A 25,989-nucleotide genomic window follows, 5' to 3' on the forward strand; every position below is an offset into this window, starting at 1 on the left:
GCCAAAATCACAAAAGAAAGTCCCAAAAGCCGAAATAGTTTTTCTCGCTGTCGCGGGTATAATCAATAAGGGAAGAGCAAAATCGAATAAGCATAAGGGATGGTGGATCACGTGACGAAACCGATAGTGGGGCTGCAAATGTACACCCTGCGGGATATGACGGAAAAGGACTTTATCGGAACCCTTCGCAAAGTGGCGGATCTGGGATACAAGGCAGTCGAATTCGCGGGGTATTTCGGTACACCTGCCAAGGAGCTTCGCGCTCTGCTCGACGAGCTGGGCTTGAAAGCGCCTTCGGCTCACATCGGCCTCAGCTTTGAGGAACCGGACAAGATTTCGGCTAATTTGGCCAAAGAAATCGCTTATGCCAAAGAACTCGGCATGGAATATATCATAACGCCTTGGGCTCCGCTGCCTGAACAGCCGACGATGGAAGACGTCAAGAAGCTGGCATCGATTCTGGAAAGCGCCGGACGCCAGGTTGTCGAAGCCGGACTGAAGTACGGGTACCACAACCATGAATTTGAATTCAAGCTCGTGGAAGGCAAGCCCGTGATGGATCACCTGCTGGAGCTTGTGCCGGCGGAATACCTGGTCGCCGAATTCGATCTCGGCTGGGTGCATATGGGCGGACAGGTTCCGGTTGATTACGTGAACCGTTATGCGGGCCGGGTGCCGCTTGCGCATTTCAAGGATTTTGGCGAGGGCACGCGCGACACGGAAGTGGGAACAGGCGTCGTCGACCTGAAGAGCGTCCTCGGCGTCGCGGAGCAAGCCGGAATCCGCTATTTCATCGTGGAGCAGGAGGAATTCTCTAACTCCTCCCTGGAGAGCGCCAAGCTTTGCCTGGATTTTTTCAAGGAGAACGGTGTGCTTTAATATAACTAGTACGCTGTCAACTCAAAAACTGTGGACTCCGCACCACTTCCCATACCGATGGACGCCGCTTCGTATCCACACGATTAAGGTTGACAGCGTACTAGAGCGTGTCTTCAAACTCATGAGGTAGCCGAGTTGCGAACAGATGTGGGGAGAAGGCGAATGGATTTTGCCTCATCCAGCATCCCCTCTTGAGCAAAATCGGCTGATATTCGAGTTCGAAGACACGCTCCGAGAAGATCGAGAGACTGCTTGCTTGCGGATGTATTCGCGAGGAGCAGTCTCTTGTCTGTGTAAAGACTCGCTCTGATGGAGAAGCCGGATGGTGCAGCACGGAAGATCCGAAGCGGCGTCTTTCCTCGCGGGTAAACACATAATTGCCAGGACACGGTTTAACCGCCCGTGCTTCCCGTACAGCCTCCTCATAAGATGATGGGATCGGATCGCAATCCGTTACCTTACCTAGAAGGACGAGGAGGAGAGTCCCATTTCCGCCAAATCTAAATGGACGGCCCACGCCCCCTATCATGTCATTGTGAAATACCGGCATGGCGTATCGCGGATCTCGGTAGCATCAGCGTGCCACAAGCATGGGGATCGGCTCATCTGCTGCAACAATAAGCTGGGCTACGACATCATCGAGGTGAAAGGAAGCCTGACGAAGGCGCTTGATCGCTATAAAAAGCAGGCCGGAGTGGAGTATGTCGAACCGAACTACTACCGTCATGCTTCCTATAGCCCGAATGATCCATTGTATCGTCAGCAGTACGGCCCTCAAGCCATCCAAGCGCCTACGGCATGGAACCGAACTGTCGGAAAAAAAAAGATCATCATTGCGATCTTGGATACCGGCGTCCAGCGGAACCACCCTGATTTGAAGAGCAAGCTGCTGGCCGGATACAACTTCGTGAGCAATACCACGAATGCGGACGATGACAACGGACACGGCACCCATGTGGCCGGCATAGCGGCTGCGGCAACGAATAATCGGGTCGGCATCGCCGGGATGGCCCCAAACTGCCGCATTCTTCCGGTCAAGGTGCTGAATGCGGCCGGTACCGGCACCACGCATCACATCGTGCAGGGCATTCACTATGCGGTAGATCGAGGAGCCCGCGTGATCAACATGAGCTTCACCGGACCCATTCGCTCCAAGCTTGAGGCGGATGCCATCCGCTATGCGCGCAAGAAAGGGGTCGTGCTGATCGGAGCGGCAGGCAACGACGGCAATACGGTCCTCTGCTACCCGGCGGCATTTCCCGAGGTGATCGCTGTGGCCGCCTTGGACCGAAACAGCCGGAAGGCGACCTTTTCCAATTACGGCAAATGGGTCAGCGTGGCGGCTCCGGGTGTGGAGATCTTATCCACGTACACCTCGGGAAGCTACCGAATGCTCAGCGGAACGTCGATGGCGGCTCCCCATGTCAGCGGAGTGGCGGGGCTGCTCGCCTCCCAAGGCTTGTCGCGATCAAGCATTCGCACACGGATTCAGGGGACGGCCGATCGGATAACAGGATCGGGTTCCTCCTGGAAATACGGACGGGTGAACGCCGGGAAGGCCGTGCAGGGCGCCAAAACCGGATAAACCGGAGGTGTCCTTCCTCTTCAAAAAGACCAGCTTCAGGGCGGGCAACCCTGCAAGCTGGTCTTTTGGCAAAAAATGAAAGCGTTGCTAATATTTTTGTCTATCTTTCGACACTTTCATACAATTATTGACGAATAATGCCGCTTCTCTTATTCTCTTATACAGGTTAGAAAATATAGGATAAGGATAGCGTGCTGTTCTCTACACCGAGGTTGATCCGCATTGTTTGACGGGACGTAAAGGTGATAGTAATGAAAGGGAAAAAAGTATTTGTTGCCGATTGCCAAAAAGGAGACATTTTAGCGCAGGATGTATTTTTGTCGAATGGTGTGCTTCTCATTACCCGCAACAGCCTAATCAATGAGTATATCATAGAGAGACTGTCCGAGCATCGGATTGAGGAAGTCAACATTTTGCAGCAAATCGAATCTTCCTCTTCTCTGATGAGGGAATATACGAAGGGGATCGAAAAGATCAACGGGATCTTCAAGCGATTGATCGCAGGAGAGCGAATGGACGTCTCGGAAGTGGACAAGATCGCAGGTCGTTTGGTTCCCTACCTGGATCAACCTTCCAGCGTTGCTGCCTGCCTGAGCGATGTGCGCGTCAAGGACGAGTACACCTATGCTCACAGTGTGAATGTAGCCTTCTACAGCCTGATCATTGCCAAGTGGCTTGGATTGTCGCGTCATGATTGCCGGAAAGCGGTTCAGGCCGGCCTTTTGCATGATGTTGGCAAATTGTTGATTCCCGATTCGATCTTAAACAAGCCGGGGCGCTTGACGGACAAAGAGTTCACCATGATCAAGCAGCATCCCTTGCTCGGCTACAACCTGCTCGCTCAAATTCCGAATTTATCGCAAGAGGTACGGGAGGCGGCTCTTCTCCACCACGAGCGTTTGGATGGACAAGGCTATCCTACGCAAACTCCGCTGGGTCAAGTTGGAATTCTGTCCCGCATCGTTGCGGTCGCCGATGTATTCGACTCGATGACGACAGACCGAATCTATAAAAAGGCCGTCAATCCCTTTGAAGCCTTCGAGATGTTTGCTTCAACCGGTCTTTCTCAATTCGATCCTTTTGTGCTGAACACGTTTCTTGTGCGCATGCCCTCCTGCTACACCGGCAGCAAGGTGCAGTTAAGCAGCGGGGAGGAAGGCGAAATCGTCTACGTACCGCCCTATCGAATTTTGTCGCCTATTGTCAAAATAAATGCCGAATACCGAGAGCTTGGTCCATTCCATCAAACCAAAATCATCAAACTGGCCATCTAGAGAACAGAGGATTGCTGGAGATAGAGGGAAACCATATGACATCCAAAAAAACGGACTTGAAAACGGGAGACAAAAAGAAACCGGAAGCCGCCCGCTTCCGCCGCAGATTAAGCCGTTCTCTTAAGACCCAACTGATTGTTGTATTCGCCATTGTTCTGCTCATTCCCGCGATCGTGATCGGTCAAATCTCCTACAGGAGCGCGAAAACCAGCTTACATAATGAAGTCCAGAAGACCATCGACGAGAATGTCGCGATGCTGAATTCGGTATTGAACGATGCCATCGATCAGAAGCTCAAGCAGGTTTCCACGATGTCGGCGCTGTTCAACAAATCGGAGAAGCCGGCAGAGATTACGAAGAGCCTGTTTTCCTACGCCTCGCTCCATCCGGAAGTCGCCAGTGTGTATGTGGGGACGGAGCAGGGCGGCATGATACTGGCCCCTTCGGCCACCCTGCCGAAGGATTTTGATCCGCGCACCCGCCCTTGGTACAAGGACGCGGTCGCTGCGAAGGGGAAGGTCGTCATCACTTCGCCTTATAAGACAGCGGACGGAACCGACGCCATGGTCGTGACCATCGCTCAGACGCTTTCGGACAACTCGGGGGTTGTCGGGATTGATCTCAGCCTCGACCGAATCACCAGCATTGCCCGAACCGTGTCGTTCGGCAAAAAAGGGTATGCGTTCATTCTCGATCAAGAGAGGCATGTCATCACCCATCCTTCCCTGGAGAACGGCTCGGAGGTTGCCGGGAAGGACATGGATTCGCTCTTTGCCGATGATGCAGGCCGCACGAAGATAGGCAAGGGAGACGAGAAGGTGATGGTTGCCTTCGTCACGAACGAGCTCACCGGTTGGAAGCTCGCAGGAGCGTATCCGCAAAAGGAGATCGATGAAGCCGTCTTCCCGATCATCAAGACGACCGCTATCGTCAGCATCATCATCATTTTGCTTGCCAGTGCGCTGGTCGTCTTCTTCCTTCTCACGATCATGAGGCCCCTCCGGCGGATTCACAAGGCTGTTGAGCGTATTCGCCAAGGCGATTTGACGGACAAGATCGATGTCTATCCTGCCAATGAGCTGGGAGATCTGGCCAAAGGCTTCAATACGATGTCCGATCATTTGCGTCATTTGATTCGAGAAGTGGGACTGAGCGCAGGCCATGTGGCATCCTCCGCCCAGGAGCTTACGGCCGGAGCTGAGCAGACGGAGAAGGCGACGGAGCAGATCGCGACGGTCATACAGGGAGTTGCAGCCGGAACGGACAAGCAGCTTCGCCATGTGGACGAAGGCGCCGCAGCCGCCCGCACGATGTCCCAGGATGCCCAGGAGGCATCTGTGCGGATGGAACGCGTAACGGAAGCGATGAACGTGACCGCCGGCCAATCCCTCGAAGGGAAGGTTGCGATGGAGACCGCCGTCGAGCAGATCGTCGCCGTTGACGCTTCCGTTCAGGAGCTGGCCGGAGCTTTGCAGCGGCAGGGCGAGCGTTCCGAGGAAATCGGTCGGATTGTGGAGATCATGGCCGAGATTTCGGCTCAAACCAATCTGCTGGCCCTCAACGCGGCCATCGAGGCGGCCCGGGCCGGAGAACACGGTCGGGGGTTTGCGGTGGTAGCCGGAGAGGTCCGCAAGCTTGCGGATCAATCGTCGGAATCGGGTAGCCGGATAGCCGGGCTCATCGCCGATATTCAGACCGATACCCGGGAAGTATCCGGTTCGATGGAATCCGCTCAGAAGAAAGTGGCAGCGGGCCTTCTCTCCGTCGAGCAAGCCGGCTCCCGGTTCCACGAGATCTATTCCTCGGTGCACGAGGTATCGGATGATCTCGGGGGGATGTCCAAGCTGATTGATCAGCTCGCGAAACAGATGGCGGAGCTGTCCCAATCGATAGCAACCGTTCAGAAACTCGCTGCCGATACGGTAGAAGGAACCCATACGGTATCCGCCGCTACGGAGGAGCAATTGGCCTCCATGGAAGAAATCGCTTCGTCGGCCGCTTCCCTCGGCAAGATGGCGGAAGAGCTTCGAGCGATGACCGAGCGGTTCCGCGTCTAATTGCCCAGGAAGAGGCGGCGGGTTTCTAGCATAGTTGTCCCGTATAAATCCATCCACTTGTTGAACAAGCGATCTTCGGCAGCCTTTGCCGAGGATCGCTTTTTTTACAAAATTCGAGAAAAATGAGAAGAAGCCGAACTCTAAATATCGTATACTAGTAAAAAACGCGCGCTTGGAAAGGAGGACTCAGGTGCCTCATCACTCGCAGATCGACACATGGATGCTGGACCATCTTTTTGAGCGCGGACTGCACGGGATCGCGGTTTTGTCGGCAGCGAACGGAAGCTGGGTCCGGTTAAATCCCGCTTTTTGCCGACTTATCGGATATGAAAAGACGGAGCTTGGAAGCACGGCCTGGTCGGACCTGCTTGTCCCAGAGGAACGGGAGAAGGGCGACCCGGGGCGCATCGCAAGCCACCTGCGGTCTACAGGGGACGACGAGTATCGAACGATCCTTCGTATGCGGAAGAAAGACGAGGGGGCGGTGTGGTTGTCGATCTGTGCGACACTCGGCTTATCCTCGGAGGTTCTAGTGGTTCAGGCGGAGGACGTGACGGCACAAAAACAGATGGAGGAAGAGCGGTGCAGGCGCGACGATTTCCTGGGGCTCATCATGGACGGCGGCCGTTCTCCTTATCTGTTCTCCATCAGCACGACGGCCGGGCTCCTTGAATTTGTCTCTCCCTCGGTGAAGGCGATGCTTGGGTACGAGCCCGAGGAGATGATCGGGCACAAGCGGACGGAATTCTATCATGCGGACGAATCCTCCACTATGCTGCTTCAGGAGGACCGGGAGGAGAGCGGCAAAGTCTTCCTTCGCCGGGTAAAGCACAAGGACGGGCGTTACATTTGGATGGAAACATCCGCTCATCCCCTTCGGGACAAGGGCAGTCGTGCAGATCGGGTATTGACCGTCGGGCGCGATGTCTCCGAGCGCATTGTTCTGGAGGAGCAGCTGCGGGCGAATGCCGACAACTACCGGCTGCTATCGGAAAATGCGCAGGATCTCATCTCTCGGCACAGCATGGAGGAGGGAGCGCCCTTCCTCTATGCTTCTCCCGCCAGTCTGCCTCTCCTTGGTTATTCCCCGGAGGAGCTGATCGGAGTTCCTTCCTTGTCACTCGTGCACCCGGAGGATTTGCCGCGGGTGTTGAGCCACATGAACAATAATCTGGTGACACAAGGACGCAGGTCGATCATGTACCGGTTTCGCCGCAAGGATGGCAGCTATATATGGCTGGAGACTTCCAGTCGTTTTGTCTTTGGCGTTGACGGCAGCGTGCAGGAGATCAATGCCATCGCCCGCGATGTCAGCGAAACGAAGCGGTACCTAGACGAGATCGAGCAGCTGAGCTATGATTACACCCTCATCCTCAACGCGGTTTCCGAAGGCATCTTCGGGGTTGATCTGGAAGGCAAAGTAACCTTCCTCAATCCGGTCGGAGCCGCCATGCTCGGCATTCAGGCGGACGGCGTCATCTCGCAGCCGCATCTTTCCTTCATGCATCAGGCGGGTACGGACGGCACTCCGTACGGGGCGCTGGATTCGCCGCTATACCGAGCCATCGTGTACGGTGAGCGTCCTGAACGACAGGAGGTTATCCTGTGGAAGCAGGACGGTACAAGCTTCATCGCCGAGTATCAGGCCACTCCGATCATCGACAACGGCAAGCGCAAAGGGGCCGTCGTCGTCTTCCGCGACATGACCAGCGAGCGGGAGATTTACCGGGCGAAGGAATCCGCCGAAAGAGCGGACCAAGCCAAATCGGAGTTCATCGCGATCATGAGCCACGAGATCCGCACGCCGATGAACGGGATCATCGGAATGAACAGCCTGCTAGCGGAAACGGAGCTGACGGAGGAACAGCGCGCCTATACGCAGATAATCGAACAGAGCGCGGATGCGCTTTTGCATATCCTGAACGACATCCTGGATTTCAGCAAAATGGAAGCGGGACAGATGACGCTCGCCTGCGAGCTTTTCGATCCGCATGACGTATTGGAGAGCGTCGTTGACTTATTCTCCGGTCGGGCCCGCGAGAAGAAGCTAGAATTACGCCTGGAAATGGATGGGTCTGTGCCGCATGCGCTCTACGGAGATGAAGGCAAGCTGCGCCAGGTGGTCCTCAATCTCGTCAGCAATGCGGTGAAGTTTACGGAGGCGGGCGGAATATGGGTGGGGATGTCCCTGGAGGGCTGTCCGAGCGGCTCGGACTTCCTGCTGGAGCTCTACGTGCGCGATACCGGAATCGGAATCCCGGAAGGCAAGCGGCAGTACTTGTTTCAATCGTTTTCCCAGCTGCATCCTGCGATCAACCGCAAGTATGGGGGCACGGGCTTGGGGCTTGCCATTTGCAAAAAGCTGGTGCGGCTCATGGGCGGCGACATCGATGCGCATCGTCCCGACGACGGAGGCACCGAGTTTCGCATCAAGCTGCCCTATAAACGAATCGAAGGACAGCTTTTTCCTTTTCGGGATGATGATTGGACAAGCCGTAAGCTGCTCGCTGGGGAATAGGTGCACATGTTGAGTGAGGGTTGGATCTCCGTTCTAATCTGCGAGGGAGCCGTTCTTTTTCGAATTCGTGCAACCCTGCGGCTTAAGGGGACGTCAGGAGGATGAATCTCACTCAACAGGGAAAGGGATTGATCCTAATGCGAACCAGGCTTGCGGCCGTACTGGCCTTTTGTCTCGTCAGCCTTGCCGTCCTTCCGGGAATTGGCAGAGCCTTTACTGATACGGCAGGCGATCCGGCGGAAAAGGAAATTCTCGCACTGGAAAAAGCAGGCATCGTGAACGGGATTGGGGGAGGCAGCTATGCTCCCGGAGAGCCGCTGACGAACGCTGCGGGCATACACCTGCTGGTGAAGGGCTTGGGGCTTAACATGAATACCCTGCTGATCAAGACTAGCATGAAGGTGGAGGACTATTTTTCGAAGATTCCCGAGGGAGTTTGGTACTCCCGCTCTTTTCTCATTGCCAAGCTGAACGGGCTGTCGCTGTCAACGGATTTGGACCCGAAGGTGGCGATGACCCGCGAAGAATATGCCAAGCGGCTGATGGAAGCCATCTCGACGACCGGCGATTATGCTTATCCGGAAATCTGGATGATGCTGAAGGATGAGGATGAAGTCGATCGCGCCAGCATGGATGCCATTCAGAAGCTGTTGATTTTGAAAATAGCCGAGCTGAAGGATGGAAGCTTTGACCCGAAGCGGATCATCACCCGCAGCGAAGCGGCCAAGATGCTGGTTGGCGCGATTCAATTCGTGGAGAGCATGAAGGCGGAATCCGGCAAGCCGGAAGGGACGAAGGAGCTGACTTACGACTTCGGCGGCCATGACGAGAAGGAGATGGCCACTTATCGGGAGGGGGACGGATTCTACCTGTATGTGCCCGAACGCTTGGAGATGGAGTCGGCAGATGCAGGGCAAACCGTTCTGACTACTGTAGAGATCCCGCATTCCACGCTCTCTCTTAAGAAGGTCGCAAGCAAGTCCGATCTGACTCAGTTGAAAAAAGCCGCTTCAGAGCGATTGAGTAAGGAATATCCCCAAAGTGAGACGGTAGAGTTGAAAGCGGATAGTCCTTACGCTATACCCGGGGCAAGCTTCCTTCTGCAAGCGAAGGATTCCTCCACCTTGACGTTTGCGGGAGTGCTGGAATCTGAGGGAGAGCTCTATGAAGTGTCCATCAAGCTCTGGCAATCGGAGACTTGGACCTATCCGGTTTTTCGGGCGGTGCTGGATACCTTAAAGCCGCTTGCAGCCGAATCCTCAATAGCAGTAGAGGCCTCATAAACCATGAACACAGGCAGGGATATGATCCCTGCCTGTGTTCATGAATCTGATCCGCCCCGAACCTACTGGGCGGGCAGCAAGGCGCTTGCCCGTTCGATGACGGCCGCTTTCTTGCGTTCCAGCTCCAGGATGCGGCTCTTGATGCTCACCGTGTCCCGGGCAGCCGGAACGAGGCGGTTTAACGAAGCGAGGGCTCCCGATCCATCGGCTTTTCTCACGGCGGCGGAGAAGACCTTCATCTCGGCCGTGACGATCTTGCCTGCGGCTGTCGCGGAGCTTCGTTCGTTTTTGAGCTTCAGCCCAAGCGGTTCCGTCTCCGCGAGCACGGCTCTCACTTTTTTGAGATGTGCGGTTCTCGCGTCCTTCGCATCCTTCCATTCCTTATCCTTGCGGCGGATTTCTTCGCGGGCGAGCTGAACTGGTATTTTCAGCGCGTCCACCTGAGCTTGCGCCAGGGCGATGGCCGGCTTGCTCTTGAGCGATTTGGCCAGGCTCAGCTGCTGGTTCAGCCGGGTGTAGGAGTCGAAGAGAGGCTGCCGCTTCTCCTTGAGCTCCTTGGCCTGCTTCTCCAGCCGGGCCAGCTTCTCGGCGTCCCACTCCTTCATCCGTTTGTTGACGGAGAGCCTCGCCTCGTCGGCCTTGCTGCGCACAGCCTTGATCTCCCCATCCGCCGCCCGTTCCTTCTCCTGCTCTTGCGCATATTCCTTGTACCGGGAGCGGAGCTTGCCGGCGGTCTGCGGGTCGGCTCCCGCCGCCAGCTTCTCGAAGGCCGCTTGCACCGTGGGCGTCAGCTCGGCGACAGCTTCGGCGGACTTGGGCGCGCCGCTCATCGCGAATGCGGCGATGAGGACGCATAACAGTGTGCGTTTCATGGACTTTACATTCCCTCCTTATCCAGATGGATTCCATCAACGAACGACGACGGGCCGAACCCAAACGAAAAGCACCCGCAAGAAAGGCCTTATCGGCCATTTCTTACGGGTGCTTCCTTCGTAAGTGTCGCTCGTTTGATGTGACTATACCCCGAATGAAGGAAGGTGTCAAGCGACGCGGAACGAGCCGATTAGATCGAGACCGGGAAAGGGAGACGAGCCCTCCGGATCTTGCTATACTGAAGAAAAAAGGAGTGGAGGATAAGGCCATGAAGCTGTTTTTTATGTCCGATATACACGGTTCGCTCAGCTGCCTGAATCAGGCGCTTGAAGCCTTTGAGCAGGAGCAGGCGGATGCTCTCGTTATTCTCGGAGACTTGATGTACCACGGGCCGAGAAATCCGCTGCCGGAGGAATACCGCCCGAAGGATGTGGCCGACCGGCTGAATGCCTACAAGAGCCGGATCGTTGCCGTCCGCGGCAATTGCGACTCCGAGGTCGATCAGATGTTGATCGAGTTCCCTATGCTCGCGGAGTACGCCATGCTGTTCTATGAGGGACGGCGAATCTTCGCGACGCATGGACATCACCATCACATCGACGACCTTCCCAGCCTCGCGGCGGGCGACCTGTTCATTCAGGGGCATACCCATGTGCCGGTTGCCGAGAAGCGGGGCGATATCATCGTGCTTAACCCCGGGTCCGTGTCACTGCCCAAGGAAAACTTCCCCCGGTCCTACGGACTGATGGCAGGGAGCCGTTTTCAAGTAAATAGCTTTGCTGGAGATACGGTGAAGGAAATTTCCTGGTAAGCGAAGGAGTGGCGGGCCGTCGGATGGATTGGCCTATTATCAAAGAATGCTGGATACGTGTTACCTGTGAGGCTCATTACCGAACACGCCTTTCGAGGCGGTGTTGCGGTTTTGAGTCTTTTTTGTCAGGCATAATGAAAAACGAAAGGTCCGGCTATCGACCGGAACCTTCCGTTTTCATTCGCAGCGGGGGCGCTGAGTCAAGTGGAATGTTGACGCCGATTCATATCCACACGATGAGGGCTGACAGCGTACTAGGAACTTGCTTGAATTGAAGCGGTGTTTCTTGCTAAATAATCCGGTTACCGGTCAAGGCTCCGATCCCCACGTCAAGGCCCCGGAGACATATCCAGGTGTGAGCGCACTGTCCGTATAGGCGGTAGCTGTGGAGTTGAAGGAATAGTCATCCGACTGAGAATAATTGCTCCAATCCGTCTTGGACATCCGGATCTGGATCTCTACGCTCTGCCCGGCGGCAAGAGTTCCCGCCGCGCTTGTGAAGCCGATTTCGGCATACGTGTCTGCCGTTGGCTTGGAGGTCGCCATCTTCACGAACGTTCCGGTGACATTTGCGGTTCCCGCAGACGACCAGTCCACAAAGAAGTTTTGGGCTTTCTCACCGTTGATGGTGTAGTAATAGTGGATTTTGACGGTTGAGAGAGTGATGGCGGTCGTTCCTGTGTTCGTCAATTTGATCCGCGGGCTCAGAGTGTTGGAGGTCGCGCTCAAGGTACCGTTGAACATCTGAACCTTGATGGCGCCGGGAGACGTCGTCGGTGTCGCAGTTGGCGTAGCGGTTGGAGTTGCAGTTGGCGTAGCCGTCGGTGTGGCCGTCGGAGTTACAGTCGGCGTAGCCGTTGGTGTGGCGGTTGGAGTTGCAGTCGGCGTAGCCGTTGGTGTGGCGGTTGGTGTGGCGGTTGGAGTTGCAGTTGGCGTAGCGGTTGGAGTTGCAGTCGGTGTAGCTGTCGGTGTCGCCGTTGGCGTAGCGGTCGGCGTAGGCGTCGGGTTGACCGGGTCGCCGTAGACGATGCCATGGCCGTTCGTGCCTACATAGACGCGGCCGAACACTTTCGGATCGCCGGTGATGGCGGAATTGGTCACGCCGTATTGATGCTGATCGTCGTTGATGCGCACCCAGCTTGCTCCGCCGTCAATGGAGCGGAAGATGCCTCGCACTCCGTCGATCTTTGCGCTGGTGTATAGAGCCTTGTAGCTTTGGCCAGGAGCCGCCTTGCCGAATCCGATGACATCGGCTTCCTGTACATTGGTGAGCTTGGTGAAGCTGGCGCCGGAATTAGTGGAATGCCAGAGCCCGTACACGGTCTCCTCGTTGCCTCCGGCGAGCCAAATATCGCCCTCGATGCCGGCTACTGCTTTCAGATCGCCGGTATTCGGCAAGCCGGTAGCGGTTGTCGGGGCAAAGGTAGCTCCACCGTCCGTACTGATATAGAACTTGCCGTCGCCGATGGCGTAGAATTTGGTTTTGTTTACCCGGTCCGAAGCGACCTTCGCCCCGATAGGCAGGCCTGTGGCGGCCGTCCAGGAGTTCCCACTCGACTTCGTGTAATAGACTCCCGCGTCGGCAAGCGACCACACGATCGAGCTTCCATCGGCGGCCATGGCTACCGTGCCTCCGCCTTTCTTCGTCGTGGGTTGGCTGTTCGGCGTGTACCAGTTCGCCGCGCTGTCCCGGGAGAGCCCAAAGAGAATCTGGCTCGGATAATTGCTGTCATAGGTCCCGACACGGACGATAAAGGCCGGATCAAGCTCGGCGTAATCCATGCTGGCCGTGCTCTTCGGGTTGACGAGCATCTTCGCCGGAACCTTCGTGAGGTCATCGTGCCGGAAGCCGCTCACATCGAATACGCCGCTGATGACGTGAGGGCCGATCGGAGTGCTGAGAAGCGAGGCGACGGCTGCTTCCTCGATTCCTTTGGCCATGACCGATATTTTGATCTTGCCGCCATTGTCCCAGGCGGTCAGGTTATTGGTGCCATAGAGGGTGGCTCCGGTGCCGTACATCATGCGGTCGGAATTGAACGGGTCGATGGAGATGCCGCCGATCATCCAGCCGAGCTTGGGCGAAATCTCAGGCGGAGAAGGATTGGTGGCGAAATCGAGCCAAGGAGCTGCCGATATGTCCAAGGTGTAGCGGAACGAGCGGTTCGGGTAGCCGTTCCAATCCCAGATCGGGGTCCAGGTGGCGCCGCCGTCCGTGCTGCGGTACATCTTCTCATCCGGCCACCAGGCGTTCATGGACGAAACCATCACGGTGTTCGGATGCTGAGGATCGACAGCGAGTCCGCCGTATCCAAACCAATTGTCTTCGCTATTGGAGTTAACGGGGCTAATGTTCGTCCAAGCTCCGGTAGCGGTGTTCAGCTTCCATACTTGGCCTTTGCTGCCGCCGTAGGGGCCGACATCGTTGCTGTAATTGACGTACAACGTGCCGTTCGAGCCAAGCACGCCGTGATGGGGAAGGAAGCCCGTCGGCTGTCCGGGGATCGCCTGCCAGGTGGCGCCGCCGTCCGTACTGCGGAAAATATTGTTCGTGAGATCGGCAACCCCGACATAGATCGTCTGGCTGCCATTTCCTGCAGAGCCGGTCGATTTGTCAAAGGTGATCCAGGAGATCCCCATGATGTCGCCTTGGTACGAATCTCCTGGGACAGGAATATACGTGCCCGGATTCGGGAAGCTGGTGACCTTGCTCCAGGTTTGCCCGTAATTGACGCTCTTCCACAGACCGTTGCCGCTGCGGGCGCCCAGATACAAGATGTTGTTCTTGTTTGGGTCGATGACCAGGCGTTCTCCCATGGAACGACCCGGCATGTTCCCGCCGACTTTAAACGGCAGCGGGGAGGAGACGAACGAATTCCCCTTGTCGGTGGAGATGAGCACCTGACCGTTCTTCTTGTCCCAATCATTGGTATACATGCCGGTCAGCAGATAGAGACGGTTGGTTTCGACCGGATCGGTGGCGAGGGCATCGATGCCGTTCTTGTTCCAGTCCTCCCAGCCGACAAAGTTGGTGAGCTGGGTCCAACTGCTATCGGTCGGATTCCAGCGGTAAGCGCCGCCCATGTCGGTCCGGGCATAGATCAGATCCCGTTCGGATTCGTTGAAGATGATGCCGGGGATGAAGCCGCCTCCCGCTCCGGTGTTGGCGTTATTCCAAGTATAAGCTTCGCTTGGAGCTGCTTGTGCGGCTGGAACTAGCTGAGAGAATGAGGTTCCGATCAGGGCCGCTGCGAGAAGCAAGAGGGCGACGGGTTTTCGGTTTTTATTACGTACCATGAATTCTCCTCCTCTGTAAGGTGTGATTCGGTTTTCAACTAGAGCGTGTCTTCAAACCCCTGGTATGGCCCAAGTACGAAAAAAATTGCTTGAGCTAGAACGGTTTTCCCTTTCATCAGGCGGTCTCTTCCCAGTTGAATCCTGAATTCGAGTTTGAAGACACGCTCCAAATGGACGAAACACTAGCCTGGACTGCGTGCTTCTTCGCATCACTCCCCATCATCAGCTGCATCGGGTACAAGCGCTTAAGGATACGGACAAGCCGTAGCAATAGGGTAACGCCTATCCCGGATAGCTGATGGCTGCGGGGCAGGAGGACTCCGGAATCGAACACCAAACGCCTTTTAGAAAGCGCATACATTTCTCGTTCTTAAAAAAGGCGGTCGGAGTTCAAAAGAAGGGTTACCGATAACGCTTTCATGTCCATACTAGCAATCAATTTCCAATTTGTAAACAGCTATTTTACCTAATGTTGGAATTTTGTCCTCTCCCAAGAAACAGAGTGCCGAAAAACGGATGCAACTGTTCGCGAGGCGTGCACATCGGAGCAAACATCGCCCGACGATAATGGAAATTGCGCCGCTGTCCTGTTGGACTCACTAGCTTTTTCTTAAGAAAAGTCCAAAAGACCTGTTTGATACGAGCGGAAAGTGGGTAAGTGATGCTATCTTCCATTCCAGTTCGTGTAAAAATTTGCCGAAAGGAGGAACACCACCTTCCGTAGACATCTCTGATCTGCCAAGCTAGCGTTTTATTACCCGTCCGAATTGCTCGACCGCCATCTATGAAAAATTTTTTTACCCCCTCTTAAAAACATTTATAGAAATATCGAAATTTAACGCCATTTTGTGACAAACATCCTTGCTTATTGCGTGATATGATAGAACAATCAATAAGCCGAAGTCAGTTAAAGGCAAACCTAGCTGAAAAGCAGGGACGCAAAGTCACAGGTCTACGGTACCCCATACTAGGACGGCTGGACTGCCTGGAGATCGGACCTACATGGAGGGAATATCCAATGAACCAGCCCATCCAAGCAAACGCCGATGATTTTGACCAGGAATGGATCGACTTGATTCATGAAGCATACGAAATGGGAATCTCCTTCGATGAAGTGAAGGACTTTTTCCAGCGCCCCAATCGGATGCCTATCGCCCTGTAGCCCTGTCTCCCTAATGCATGATCGACACCCATACATACAGCGGCCCCGCATATCGGACTGTATCCCCCATGGAGACCTACATGGCTGGAGCAGTCTATTTATTTTCTTGGCTGCCATTCTATTAGTCTCATTCTGATAAAGGATACGATAAGCGGAAGGGAGAGAAAGCAGATGAGGATTGGAGTTCCGAAGGAAATCAAGAACAACGAAAACCGGGTAGGAATGACTCCCGGTACGGTAGAAGCTTATATCGCGGCCGGTCATGAGGTGGCGGTGCAAAGCGGAGCGGGGCTTGGCGCTGGACTTACTGATGATGAATATGCCCGATCGGGAGCCTTCCTTGTCCCGTCTCCTAAGGACGCATGGGCCGCGGACATGGTGGTGAAGGTGAAGGAGCCGCTGCCGGAGGAGTATGCCTTCTTCCGCAAGGGTCAGGTTCTCTACACCTATCTGCATCTTGCGCCGGAGCACAGCCTTACCCAAGCTCTTGTCGAATCGGAAGTTACGGCCGTCGCCTATGAAACCATTCAGCGGGAAGACGGAAGCCTGCCCCTGCTCGTCCCCATGAGCGAGGTAGCGGGTCGAATGGCGGTGCAGATCGGAGGTCACTTCCTCGAAAAAGCGCATGGAGGCAAAGGAATCCTCCTCGGCGGAGTGCCCGGTGTGGCTCCGGGCCGTGTCGTCATCGTAGGCGGGGGTGTTGTGGGAACGCAGGCGGCCAAGATAGCCGTCGGAATGGGGGCGGACGTATCGATTTTGGATCGGAGCGTCGACAGACTTCGCCAGTTGGACGATCTTTTTCGCGGGCGCGTCAAGACGATCGCCTCCGGCAACGCGGCTATCGCGGAGGCCGTCCGTTCGGCGGATCTGTTGATCGGGGCTGTTCTGATCCCGGGAGCGCGAGCTCCTCGACTCGTGAAAGAGGAGATGGTCGCCTCGATGGAACCAGGCTCGGTCATCGTCGATGTGGCCATCGATCAAGGCGGGTCGATCGAGACGATCGACCGGATCACGACTCATGACCATCCGACGTACGTCAAGCACGGGGTGCTTCATTATGCGGTAGCCAATATGCCGGGGGCGGTTCCGCGCACATCCACGATCGCGTTAACCAATGCCACCCTGGAGTACGGCCTGCAGATCGCCGAGAAAGGAGTCCGGGAAGCGGCCCGGGAGAGCGCCGCAATCGCAAAGGGGGTTAATGTTACCGGAGGGCATGTGACCTACCGGGCGGTAGCGGATGCTCATGGTTACGCGCATACCGAAATCGCGGAGATTCTGTTCTGAAGCGAGAGGGGATGCGTTGCATTGTACTCTGAATCTGTGCATAATAAAGACAATAGCATTATGATAATGATTATCATTATCATAATGCTATTTCTTATTCGCCACTGCCGAGCCATGGAATCTTTACTTATGTATAAAGGGGCTTGATGACCGATGAGAACGAAACTGCTGAGGACGCGCTTATCTCTTGATGACTACCTGGACATGTTGAACCTGGCAATCCGTTTGGGAGACAAGGAGTGGCAGAAGGAAATCACCGCCAAGCTTGAGGAACTGACCTCTCATCAAACGGAAGCGGGCGCATGACGGGGACGGAGAATCCGTCACAAGCGGATTCCCGTCGGTGTCTTGTAGCTCTTCAGCATCACTTGGCAGTCTACATGCGTGACGCCGGCAAGGGTGTAGAGCTTCTCAGCCAGGAACTGCTCCATCTCCCGGCTGTCCCGGAATAAACCATGTACATGCAGCTTGCTCGGACCGGTCATATGATAGAGGCTGGTTACAAACGGATCGTCTTTAAGCAGATCCGCGACTTCAAGCAGCAGATGCGGCTCCACATCTACGTAAAAAAAGGCGGACACGCCGATTCCAATCTTCTCTGCATTGATGACGGCGGTAAAGCGCTCAATCACGCCTTCTTCGATCAGCATGTTGATCCGGGATTGAACGGATACCCGGGACAATCCGATTTCTCTCGCCAAGTCAGTGTAAGATATTCTCCCATTTCTATGAAGAGAAACAATGATTTTTCGGTCTATTTCATCAATAGCGAACACGTCGGAGTCATGTTGAGATTTATTCATACCCTTATCTCCTTATCGTCTACTTTTACAAATTGCCGCCTGTTTTCAGGAATGGCTTACTTTATGATCTAATATAACTCGAAAGAAACAGCGGTAGCAATGGTTAATTTGGACGATAACGGAATTTTTGATAGGTTTGCCAGGAGTGATTGACTTTTCTTTTCATGTTATGATATCTATCATATATGGGGATTGGCGAAAATGCAACGAACGAGCGGAGAATAAAAAAGACTGCAGCTTTGGTGGATTTCCCACCGGCTGCAGTCCTGTCCGTAAGATCGAAAGAAAAGAGATGAATCCGTATCGGTTACTCCGCTTCGAGGGCTTCTGCCTCTACCTCCGTAACGGCAGCGGCTTCCTGTTCAGCGGCTTCTTCCTCCGTAACCGCTTCCAATACTGCCGCATCTTCCTCTAGGACGACCGGGGCTTCTTCGGCCTCCTCGGCAATCGCGTCGACTTCTGCAGCGGCTTCTTCCAGCTCAACTTCCGCCGCCTCAGCCGTTACCTCTTGGTCGTCTTCCTCCAATTCCAAAGCAATTTCTTGTTCTTCTTCGGAGTCTTGCACAGCGGACAGGACTTCTTCTTCTTGGCTCATCGTTATCTCTCCTTTCGGTTGATTACTTCAAGTGTATAGCCTGGCCATTGGGCCCACAAGAGGGGCAAAATGTCGAGCCCAGCTTTATTTTCCCCCACCTTTCGAGTCATGTGAACGCGTTTGGCGATTGGTTGGACATGCTGTCTGTCCTTGGTATAATGGAAGAATCAAACAAAGGAGATTGATTATTGTCGATTATGGCAAATTGTGATATTCGCAGCAGGATTGAAGCGGAGATGGCCGTTCGCGGCATGACCTTTTCCCAACTGGCCCATGAATCGGGCGTGAACCGCGGAGTATTCAGTGCGATCTTCAATCGTAATCCCCCGAAGCCGATGTCGATCCATCAGCTCGATTTGATCGCCGCCGCTTTGAGGCAGCCGGAGGGCTGGCTCTATGATCTCTATGTAGACGAATGCTTTCAAGGCGGAAGGAACCATTGGAAGCGCACCAAAATGGTTTTGCTGCGGTGCGTGGAGCTGGAACGGGCTGATCTCATCGATCGGATTCTCGTTCTTCTCATGGAGGACCCTACGCATACCCATGAAGTCTTCGATTTTGCGGAGAAACTGTATGCCGAGGGACAGCGGAAGCCGTCGATCCCTTTTTACCGTTGTGTGGCCGAGAATGAAATCAAGCAGCATTCCGAACGGCTGATCATCAGTCAATACAAATGGTTTCGGGCGCGCATCGGGGATGATCTCGAAGAGAATCGGGCAGCCGCCCTGCAATTTTCCCCCTTTCGGAAAAGACTGCCCGTGCCCGATCAGGTGGAGGGCTTGCTGCAGTTGGCCTTCATTTCGTTCCATCTGCACAAGTGGGATGAGGTCATGGGGCTCGCCGACGAGATGAGAGCCTTGCTGGCCATCATCCGAAGAGACCAAAACGACCGTAAACAGAAGGGGCTGCCAGAGGAGCGGCTCTCGGCTGAGCGTCATCTCGCGGTGTACATCGGACACAGCTTCCTTCTGAAAGCCAGCGCGCTCAAATGGCTGGGCCGCTATGAGGAGGCACTCGCATCGATTCAAGCGTATGAGGAGTCGGAGGATGGCGACGGACTAGATGAAGCCGGCCTCAACGAAGTGGAACGCTTCCGGCTCTATGCCGAAGCGAACCGGTTGAATTTGCACGTACTGATGGGCCGCTTGGAGCATTTGCCCCGTTACGTCGACTACTTGGATCACCATCCGGAGATTTGGCTGACCGGTTTTTTGTCGATCATGGTTGCCGTAAACCGCCACCGGTTTCAGATTGATGACATTCTGACGCATTATCAGGATCATATCGATGCTGTAAAACCGCTGAATTCCGCCGATATACATACGGAGGGGAACTTTCCCTTTCAAATGGATCAAAGCGCCCGGCTCAGCTGCCAGCTTGCGATCTATTCGTTCCGGCTTGCTCGCTATCCGGAGGGAATGGAGTGGCTCCTGCACACCTTGCGCCGGTCCTTATCCGCCAACAACCGCGGCCTGGCGCTTTTGTGTGCAGCCTATTATGAACAGTATCGAGAGAAGGCGGACGCCGAACAACGGGCTGCTTTCCGAGTTCTTTTGCACGACATTACCGAACATCCAGAAGTTTTTCTTTGTTAGCGAATAAATTATTTTATCAGTTGGGTATCCTCCGCTAAAATGGACACAACTACAAAATATGGGAGTTAACACGTTTTGAATACAATCCTGAACCAAATTGAAGAAACGCGCCAAGAGATGATGGAGCTGGCCAATCGTTATGGCATGAGAGACAGCCGAGTGCTGGACAAGTCCTGCGAATTAGATGAGCTGTTGAATAAATATGAGAAGATCAAGAAGAGAATCGCCTGCTTCAAAGCAAGGGAAATGTCCTATAACCTCGTGAAGGGCGTATTCGGTCAAAAAGTTTGTGAAGGCTGAGTGCCAGACGAATCCGCACCACCTCGTACAAAGGCAAGAGTCGAGGCTCGTAATTATAGCAAAATGGGGATAAGCCGATAGCGGCTTTTTTTTGTATGCGTTTTCGGGTATGCGAATGGGTCGCATCTTGCTACAATGAGGACAAGGAAGGGGAGAGGCTGTTATGAAGATCGACTTGAGCGGCAAACGCGCGCTTGTGACGGGAGCAACGGGTCAGCTCGGCCGAGTCATGGCACGGACGCTGGCGGCTTGCGGTGCGGATGTAGCCATTCATTACCGGGGAAATGAAGCGAAAGCCGATGAGCTGGAGCAGGAGATTCGCGCACTCGGTTGCCGGACCTTGAAGGTGCAGGCGGATATCACGGACAAGGCTTCGATATTCGCGATGAAGGATAAGATTTCGGCGGAGCTGGGCGAGGTGGACATTGTCGTCGCCAATGCGGTCATCCAATATTCCTGGGCTTCGGTGCTTGAACAGCCGGAGGAGGACTACGAGAGCCAATTCCGTTCATGTGTCATGCAGAGCGTGTACTTGGCCAAGGCATTCCTACCCGGAATGATGACCCGTCGGAGCGGAAGGCTGATCGGCATCAATACGGAAAGCTCCATGCAGAATCTTCCGGGGCAATCCGCTTATGTGGCGGGCAAAAGAGGGATGGACGGCGTCTACCGCGTGCTGGCCCGCGAAGTCGGGGAGACGCAGGTGACGGTGAATCAGGTCGCACCGGGCTGGACGATCAGCGAGCGCGACCGCGAGGAGCAGACGGAGCACAGCGAATCCTATGAGAGAACGGTTGCGTTAAAGCGGCGCGGGACGGATCAGGAAATCGCCAATGTCGTCGCGTTCCTCGCATCCGATCTGGCCAGCTTCATCACGGGGGCCTATGTGCCCGTGTCCGGCGGCAATGTCATGCCCGCGATCTGATAGGTAGCAAATGGGTTATAGGAGCGGAAAAGGGCGTCATACGCAAACGGCGGAAATGCCGATGCGAATGACGCCCTTTATGCTGGAGCAATGGATCAGTCGAACAGGTTTTCGAATACGTCCATAATAGAGCTTTTCTTCTTGCGTCTGCCGTATTTGTCGTAGCCATAGCGATTGTAGCCATGCTTGTCATACGGGCCGCCGTATTCCCGGTTTTCGTATACCGGTGGAATGGAGCCGGTTCCGTATGAACGGTCGGAAGGATACCCTTCCCTGGTAGTGTCGGCTCTTCTCCGGTCTTCTGAATCACGGCGGGGGTAATCAGGGACGTCCTCCGCTGGGGAATATTCGTCTTGGAGACCTTGCCGGAGCTTCTCCAGCTCTCCCCGATCGAGCCAAATTCCTTTGCAGCTCGGGCAGATGTCGATGAGCACGCCTTCTTTTTCCACCTCGCGCAGGGACACGTTATCGCAGATCGGACATTTCATGATGGAATCTCCTCCTGTGTGTGGGGTAACGGTCTTTCGCTTTGAAGCCGTCACCGTACTTACGGAGGAAAGCGGAATGGGTTTCATGGAGGATAGGGCTTCGGGTGCGCTCGATCGGGTGGGGAGTGCAGTTTGGAGGCTCCGGAGGTCTGTGCTAAGCTAAGTATTAAAAAGGAGGGACCCCGGTGGAACTGTATGAACATATGGGCGGTGCTCCGGCGGTGCGCAGGCTTGTGGAAGCTTTCTATCCCAAGGTGCAGGCGCATCCGCTCTTAGCGCCGCTGTTTCCAGAGGATATCTATCCCGTAATGGACAAGCAGGAGCTGTTCCTGACGCAGTTTTTCGGCGGACCGCCTCGCTATACGATGAAGCATGGACACCCCATGATGCGGGCGCGGCATCTCGCATTTCCCATCACGGCCGAGCGGGCGGATGCTTGGCTCGCCTGCATGAAGGAAGCGCTGGAGGAGACGATCGCCGATGCCGAGCTGCGGAAGGCGCTGTGGGAGCGGCTGAAGAATACCGCCTACTTCTTCATCAATACGGAGTCGGATGAGGCTGAACATACGAAATCGGATGGAGCTGACTGAGCCTGCTCAAGTTTCCGGATCGTACACCGTACCGGTAAAGAGCAGGGTGCCGGTCGCTTCATCCTGAATGGCTAAGAAGAACGGCCGGTCCACGGTCATGTTGACGGGTTGAGCGGCGGCTCCCCCAGCCATCAAGACGGCAGTCGCGGCGGCCGCCTTCGTTCCTCCTTCATCAACCTCGATGAAGCTCCGTTGGAGAATGCGGCTGATCGCAAGGGAGGGCTGGATATCCGCGATCGGAGTGAAGTTGGCTTTGCCTGGGGTAAAGGCCTGCTTCATGCCGAGATCGGTGAGCGGCTGGGTCAGCTCCATTTCGTCGGAGAAGCGGAATTTGGGCAGAGTCAGATTCACCAGCTGCTCGGTGAATGCGGAGCCGGTCCAGTCTTCGGGATGCTTGAGCAGAGTGGGCAGCAGGGCGGTCAGCCCCGGCCCATTGGGAAGAACGATGATCATCGAGCAGGTCGAATCGGCATAGGGCATGCGGACGGCTGAGAAAAGATCGGCCTTCCGATAACCGAACGAAGCGACTTGATGCATCGTGGGAACGTTAATCACAAGTCCATCCGCACGGATAAACGGCTCGTTGAAAGTCGTCGAAGGTTGAAACTGGTTTTCCCATTTGGCTTTGAGAGAAGCGGCGTTCAACAGCGCCAGTTTGGTATCCCCGAGCGGTCCGTCGATCATCTTCGGGATGAGTCCGTCGGCTTGCTTCTTTACCCAGCGATTGATCGTATCCGGAGCCTTAGAGGAAGTGAAGTCGAGGGTAGCGACCTCCGCCTGGTAGCCGTCCTTTACCTTCTTCAGGAAGTGGGAAGAGAAGGAGATTCCCTTATCAAGCCAGAGCGAGTTGGCTAGCTTAAGCTGGAACTTATCGGGGGCACTGGAACTGGGAGACAGGGTATCTAGCAGGGCCTTGTTTCCCTTTGCTACTTTTTCCGGATCAAGCCCTTTATAGTGAAGGGCTTTTGTCATTTCGGCTTGCGTCTCTCCCGCGGCTCCGCTGTAGACCATGCCGAGCGCCATGGATAGGCTCACCGGGGAGAAGAGGCTGTTCGTTGTTTTCTTCTCGAAGAGCTTCAAGGAGAGAGCGAGTGCCGTCTTCTGATTCGCATCCGCCACCTTGGCGGTGAGCTCATCCATCGAAGAAGCGGAGCGTTTGTCTGCCTTCTGATGCAGGGTCTCATCTGCCTCTCCCCTCGTCATATAAGCGGCCACCAGGCCTCCCAAGACGAGGATGACCACTCCTGCCAAGCCTATGATTTGCTTTCTACTCATTGGTAAAATCCTCCTGAATGGGTTCTTTTTCTCATAGACGCAAGATTCTCCTGTTAGGTTGCGAGTCTTTTGGAAGGGGATTACAATGAAGGCGGTACAGGAGAGAAACACAGGAGAGAGATACAGGAGAGGGGACCGCTTCGAAGATGGGAAGCACACGGCTTGAAAAGGATTTTCTCGGAGAAAAAGAAGTTCCGTCCGATGCGTATTACGGAATTCAGACATTGAGAGCAGTTGAAAATTTCCCGATAACGGGGGTTCCGGTCCATCCGGAGCTGATTCGCGCGCTGGCTGAAGTGAAGAAGGCCGCGGCAAGAGCGAACCGGACGGCGCATCTGCTGCCGGAACGCATTGGGGAAGCGATCATTCAGGCAGCGGAAGAGGTCGCCTGCGGGCAACTGGCGGATCAGTTCATCGTCGACTCGATTCAGGGTGGAGCGGGAACCTCGATTAATATGAATATGAATGAAGTGCTGGCGAACCGCGCCCTTGAACGGCTCGGAGAGAAGAAGGGCAACTATTTCGCCTGCAGTCCGAACAACCATGTCAACATGTCCCAATCCACGAACGACACCATTCCGACTGCGCTTCGGCTTGCGGCGTACCGCCTGCAGCTGGAGCTGACCGCGGCGCTTGATGAACTGGTGGAAGCCTTCCATGGGAAGGGGGAGGAGTTCGCCGATGTCTTGAAGATGGGGCGGACCCATCTTCAGGATGCCGTTCCGATCCGCATGGGGCAGGAATTCGAAGCTTATGCGCGCGTGCTCGCCCGCGATGCAGCCCGGATTCGGACTGCCGCCGAGGGATTGCTAGAGGTCAACATGGGCGCGACCGCGGTCGGAACGGGGCTCAATGCCAAGCCGGAGTACATCGTGCTCGTCGCGCAGTACTTGGCGGAGCAGACCGGCTGGGAGGTTCGCTCGGCCGATCACCTCGTGGACGCCACACAGAACACCGACGCCTATACGGCGCTCTCGGCAGCGCTCAAGGTATGCTCGATCAACCTGTCGAAGCTGGCGAACGACATCCGGCTTATGGCATCGGGACCGACGGCGGGCTTTCAAGAGCTCACGCTGCCGCCCCGGCAGCCGGGTTCGTCGATCATGCCCGGCAAGGTAAACCCGGTCATGGCGGAGACGATCAACCAGATCGCCTTTCAGGTGATGGGCAACGATACGACGATCGCGGAAGCTTGTCAGGCCGGGCAGTTGGAGTTGAATGTGATGGGACCGGTGATCGCCTTCAACCTGCTGCAATCGCTCAAGATCATGAGAAACGGCCTCGTCGTCTTCCGCAAGTTCGCGGTAGAAGGGCTGACGGCGAACCGCGAGCGGTGCAAGCAGTATGTAGACCGCAGCTACGGCATCTGCACGGCGCTGAACCCGCATCTCGGCTATGAGCGCGCAGCACAGCTCGTCAAGGAAGCGATGAAGTCAGGCATGACCATCCGCGAGCTGATTCTGGAGCGGCATATGCTAACCGAAGAGGAGATCGACCTGATCCTCGATCCGTATCACATGACCTCGCCGGGAATCTCGGGAGAGAGATTGCTCACGGAGCAGTGAGAATGAAGCGAAAGAGGAGGGGAATCAATTGGTTTGATTCTCCTCCTCAGCATTTTCGATTTGATAAATAACTTTTCCATTCGATTTTCCAACGATGGATAGAGGCTTTTCTTTTTCTACCGCCAAGAAGGTTTTTTTATGGTCTCTTACTTTTATGATATCCAGGTTCGACTTTGAGAAGATTTCGATCGTATCCATCTTAGGGTCCGATAGATAGCCAAGTTCGATGTAGTTGGAGTAAGCGTGGGCCTCGCTCTGATCGAGGTCGCTCGTGTGAACGACGGTGATTGGTTCTTTGGGGGCTATGGGATAGAGGGAAATCGTCTTTAATAGGAGTTCCTCTCCTTGTTGAGCTGACAAGTAACCCAAGTAGTCTTTTTCATTTACCGTAATCAGAAACGAACCATATACGTTATCTCCCGCATAAATGCTGTCAACGATCGTGATCTTCTCTCTTTTTAAGGAGTATTTGTATTCTAATGATTTTAGAGCCAGTTGATCCAATGTCTTGGATTCGATTTTCTTATAATCTTGACTAGTATTGATCAGGATAAAGGAATCATCGGACTCCGCAGAGGGGGGATTCCTGCTCTGCATAACCAGAAAAGCGACAAGGAACAGTGTTAGCAAAGCGATTGTTGTCAGGATCAAGGGGCGATTCTTAAGAAATTTCATAATATCCTCCCGATGAAGATAGAACCCAGTTGAAATTATATTCAGCTGGGTTCTTTATTTGACGAAAATCAAAAAGCATTCGTGTACCCAAAGAAATGCAACGGGCTTCCAGCCGATCATTCAGAAATGGCATATTCATGCCAGCGAGCGCC

The 25,989-nt window shown here is 54.8% G+C and carries 22 protein-coding genes and 1 riboswitch; of the genes, 15 read left to right on the top strand and 7 right to left on the bottom strand.

Going from position 1 to position 25,989, the window contains the following annotated elements:
• The first annotated feature begins 111 nt into the window (after positions 1–111).
• The 6 genes from BN2684_RS05730 to BN2684_RS05755 all read left to right on the top strand — a co-directional run bounded on the left by BN2684_RS05730 (position 112) and on the right by BN2684_RS05755 (position 9,596).
• Positions 112–879 (top strand): sugar phosphate isomerase/epimerase family protein, encoded by a 768-nt coding sequence (locus BN2684_RS05730; protein ID WP_058301584.1) that lies wholly within the window; start codon positions 112–114, stop codon positions 877–879.
• 487 nt (positions 880–1,366) lie between these two features.
• The gene (locus BN2684_RS05735) at positions 1,367–2,464 is read left to right on the top strand and encodes a S8 family peptidase (RefSeq protein WP_082651780.1); all 1,098 of its coding nucleotides are present in this window, start codon (positions 1,367–1,369) and stop codon (positions 2,462–2,464) included.
• A gap of 251 nt (positions 2,465–2,715) precedes the next feature.
• Positions 2,716–3,738, top strand: a complete 1,023-nt coding sequence (locus tag BN2684_RS05740; protein ID WP_058301212.1) for an HD-GYP domain-containing protein — start codon at positions 2,716–2,718, stop codon at positions 3,736–3,738.
• A gap of 35 nt (positions 3,739–3,773) precedes the next feature.
• Positions 3,774–5,795 (top strand): methyl-accepting chemotaxis protein, encoded by a 2,022-nt coding sequence (locus BN2684_RS05745; protein ID WP_058301213.1) that lies wholly within the window; start codon positions 3,774–3,776, stop codon positions 5,793–5,795.
• Positions 5,796–5,985: 190 nt separating this feature from the next.
• The gene (locus tag BN2684_RS05750) at positions 5,986–8,313 is read left to right on the top strand and encodes a PAS domain-containing protein (protein WP_058301214.1); all 2,328 of its coding nucleotides are present in this window, start codon (positions 5,986–5,988) and stop codon (positions 8,311–8,313) included.
• A gap of 137 nt (positions 8,314–8,450) precedes the next feature.
• Positions 8,451–9,596: an S-layer homology domain-containing protein gene (locus BN2684_RS05755; protein ID WP_159065766.1), complete on the top strand. Its 1,146-nt coding sequence runs from the start codon at positions 8,451–8,453 to the stop codon at positions 9,594–9,596.
• Positions 9,597–9,658: 62 nt separating this feature from the next.
• Here the strand turns inward: BN2684_RS05755 and BN2684_RS05760 are convergent, their stop codons facing one another.
• Complete coding sequence (locus BN2684_RS05760) at positions 9,659–10,468, bottom strand: hypothetical protein (protein WP_058301216.1); 810 nt, start codon at positions 10,466–10,468, stop codon at positions 9,659–9,661.
• A 269-nt stretch (positions 10,469–10,737) separates the two neighbouring features.
• Between BN2684_RS05760 and yfcE the strand changes: the two genes are divergently transcribed.
• Positions 10,738–11,280, top strand: a complete 543-nt coding sequence (gene yfcE / locus BN2684_RS05765; RefSeq protein ID WP_058301217.1) for a phosphodiesterase — start codon at positions 10,738–10,740, stop codon at positions 11,278–11,280.
• Between the two features lie 309 nt (positions 11,281–11,589).
• On the opposite strand, the gene BN2684_RS05770 is transcribed toward yfcE, so the two are convergent.
• Positions 11,590–14,577 carry a cellulose binding domain-containing protein gene (locus BN2684_RS05770; protein WP_058301218.1) on the bottom strand — a complete coding sequence of 996 codons (2,988 nt, stop codon included), beginning with the start codon at positions 14,575–14,577 and terminating at the stop codon, positions 11,590–11,592.
• A 902-nt stretch (positions 14,578–15,479) separates the two neighbouring features.
• A riboswitch (cyclic di-GMP riboswitch) is annotated at positions 15,480–15,566 on the top strand.
• Between the two features lie 29 nt (positions 15,567–15,595).
• On the opposite strand from BN2684_RS05770, the gene BN2684_RS23835 reads away from it, so the two are divergent.
• The 3 genes from BN2684_RS23835 (at position 15,596) to BN2684_RS24700 (ending at position 17,332) form a co-directional block, all read left to right on the top strand.
• Positions 15,596–15,739 carry an anti-repressor SinI family protein gene (locus tag BN2684_RS23835; protein ID WP_082651781.1) on the top strand — a complete coding sequence of 48 codons (144 nt, stop codon included), beginning with the start codon at positions 15,596–15,598 and terminating at the stop codon, positions 15,737–15,739.
• Positions 15,740–15,910: 171 nt separating this feature from the next.
• Positions 15,911–17,026: an alanine dehydrogenase gene (ald, locus tag BN2684_RS05775; RefSeq protein WP_058301219.1), complete on the top strand. Its 1,116-nt coding sequence runs from the start codon at positions 15,911–15,913 to the stop codon at positions 17,024–17,026.
• 153 nt (positions 17,027–17,179) lie between these two features.
• On the top strand, positions 17,180–17,332 hold the full coding sequence (locus tag BN2684_RS24700; RefSeq protein WP_187385753.1) for a hypothetical protein: 153 nt from the start codon (positions 17,180–17,182) through the stop codon (positions 17,330–17,332).
• A gap of 17 nt (positions 17,333–17,349) precedes the next feature.
• On the opposite strand, the gene BN2684_RS05780 is transcribed toward BN2684_RS24700, so the two are convergent.
• Positions 17,350–17,829 (bottom strand): Lrp/AsnC family transcriptional regulator, encoded by a 480-nt coding sequence (locus tag BN2684_RS05780; RefSeq protein ID WP_058301220.1) that lies wholly within the window; start codon positions 17,827–17,829, stop codon positions 17,350–17,352.
• A gap of 307 nt (positions 17,830–18,136) precedes the next feature.
• Positions 18,137–18,424 carry a hypothetical protein gene (locus tag BN2684_RS05785; RefSeq protein ID WP_058301221.1) on the bottom strand — a complete coding sequence of 96 codons (288 nt, stop codon included), beginning with the start codon at positions 18,422–18,424 and terminating at the stop codon, positions 18,137–18,139.
• Positions 18,425–18,612: 188 nt separating this feature from the next.
• On the opposite strand from BN2684_RS05785, the gene BN2684_RS05790 reads away from it, so the two are divergent.
• The 3 genes from BN2684_RS05790 (at position 18,613) to BN2684_RS05800 (ending at position 21,244) form a co-directional block, all read left to right on the top strand.
• Entirely contained in the window at positions 18,613–20,019 is a 1,407-nt protein-coding gene (locus BN2684_RS05790) for a helix-turn-helix domain-containing protein (protein WP_058301222.1), read from the top strand.
• A gap of 75 nt (positions 20,020–20,094) precedes the next feature.
• The gene (locus tag BN2684_RS05795; RefSeq protein WP_058301223.1) at positions 20,095–20,319 is read left to right on the top strand and encodes an aspartyl-phosphate phosphatase Spo0E family protein; all 225 of its coding nucleotides are present in this window, start codon (positions 20,095–20,097) and stop codon (positions 20,317–20,319) included.
• Between the two features lie 163 nt (positions 20,320–20,482).
• Positions 20,483–21,244: an SDR family NAD(P)-dependent oxidoreductase gene (locus tag BN2684_RS05800; protein ID WP_058301224.1), complete on the top strand. Its 762-nt coding sequence runs from the start codon at positions 20,483–20,485 to the stop codon at positions 21,242–21,244.
• Between the two features lie 95 nt (positions 21,245–21,339).
• Here the strand turns inward: BN2684_RS05800 and BN2684_RS23840 are convergent, their stop codons facing one another.
• Positions 21,340–21,732: a TFIIB-type zinc ribbon-containing protein gene (locus tag BN2684_RS23840; RefSeq protein ID WP_082651782.1), complete on the bottom strand. Its 393-nt coding sequence runs from the start codon at positions 21,730–21,732 to the stop codon at positions 21,340–21,342.
• A gap of 203 nt (positions 21,733–21,935) precedes the next feature.
• Here BN2684_RS23840 and BN2684_RS05810 point away from each other — a divergent pair, with 203 nt between their 5' ends.
• On the top strand, positions 21,936–22,322 hold the full coding sequence (locus BN2684_RS05810) for a globin domain-containing protein (protein ID WP_058301585.1): 387 nt from the start codon (positions 21,936–21,938) through the stop codon (positions 22,320–22,322).
• Between the two features lie 6 nt (positions 22,323–22,328).
• Here the strand turns inward: BN2684_RS05810 and BN2684_RS05815 are convergent, their stop codons facing one another.
• Complete coding sequence (locus tag BN2684_RS05815) at positions 22,329–23,597, bottom strand: serpin family protein (RefSeq protein WP_058301225.1); 1,269 nt, start codon at positions 23,595–23,597, stop codon at positions 22,329–22,331.
• A 146-nt stretch (positions 23,598–23,743) separates the two neighbouring features.
• Between BN2684_RS05815 and BN2684_RS05820 the strand changes: the two genes are divergently transcribed.
• On the top strand, positions 23,744–25,162 hold the full coding sequence (locus BN2684_RS05820; protein WP_058301226.1) for an aspartate ammonia-lyase: 1,419 nt from the start codon (positions 23,744–23,746) through the stop codon (positions 25,160–25,162).
• A 24-nt stretch (positions 25,163–25,186) separates the two neighbouring features.
• On the opposite strand, the gene BN2684_RS05825 is transcribed toward BN2684_RS05820, so the two are convergent.
• On the bottom strand, positions 25,187–25,837 hold the full coding sequence (locus BN2684_RS05825) for a hypothetical protein (RefSeq protein WP_058301227.1): 651 nt from the start codon (positions 25,835–25,837) through the stop codon (positions 25,187–25,189).
• Positions 25,838–25,989 lie beyond the last annotated feature (152 nt).

Origin of the sequence: Gorillibacterium timonense (genome assembly GCF_001457415.1) — a bacterium.
Taxonomy (GTDB): Bacteria; Bacillota; Bacilli; order Paenibacillales; family NBRC-103111; genus Gorillibacterium; species Gorillibacterium timonense.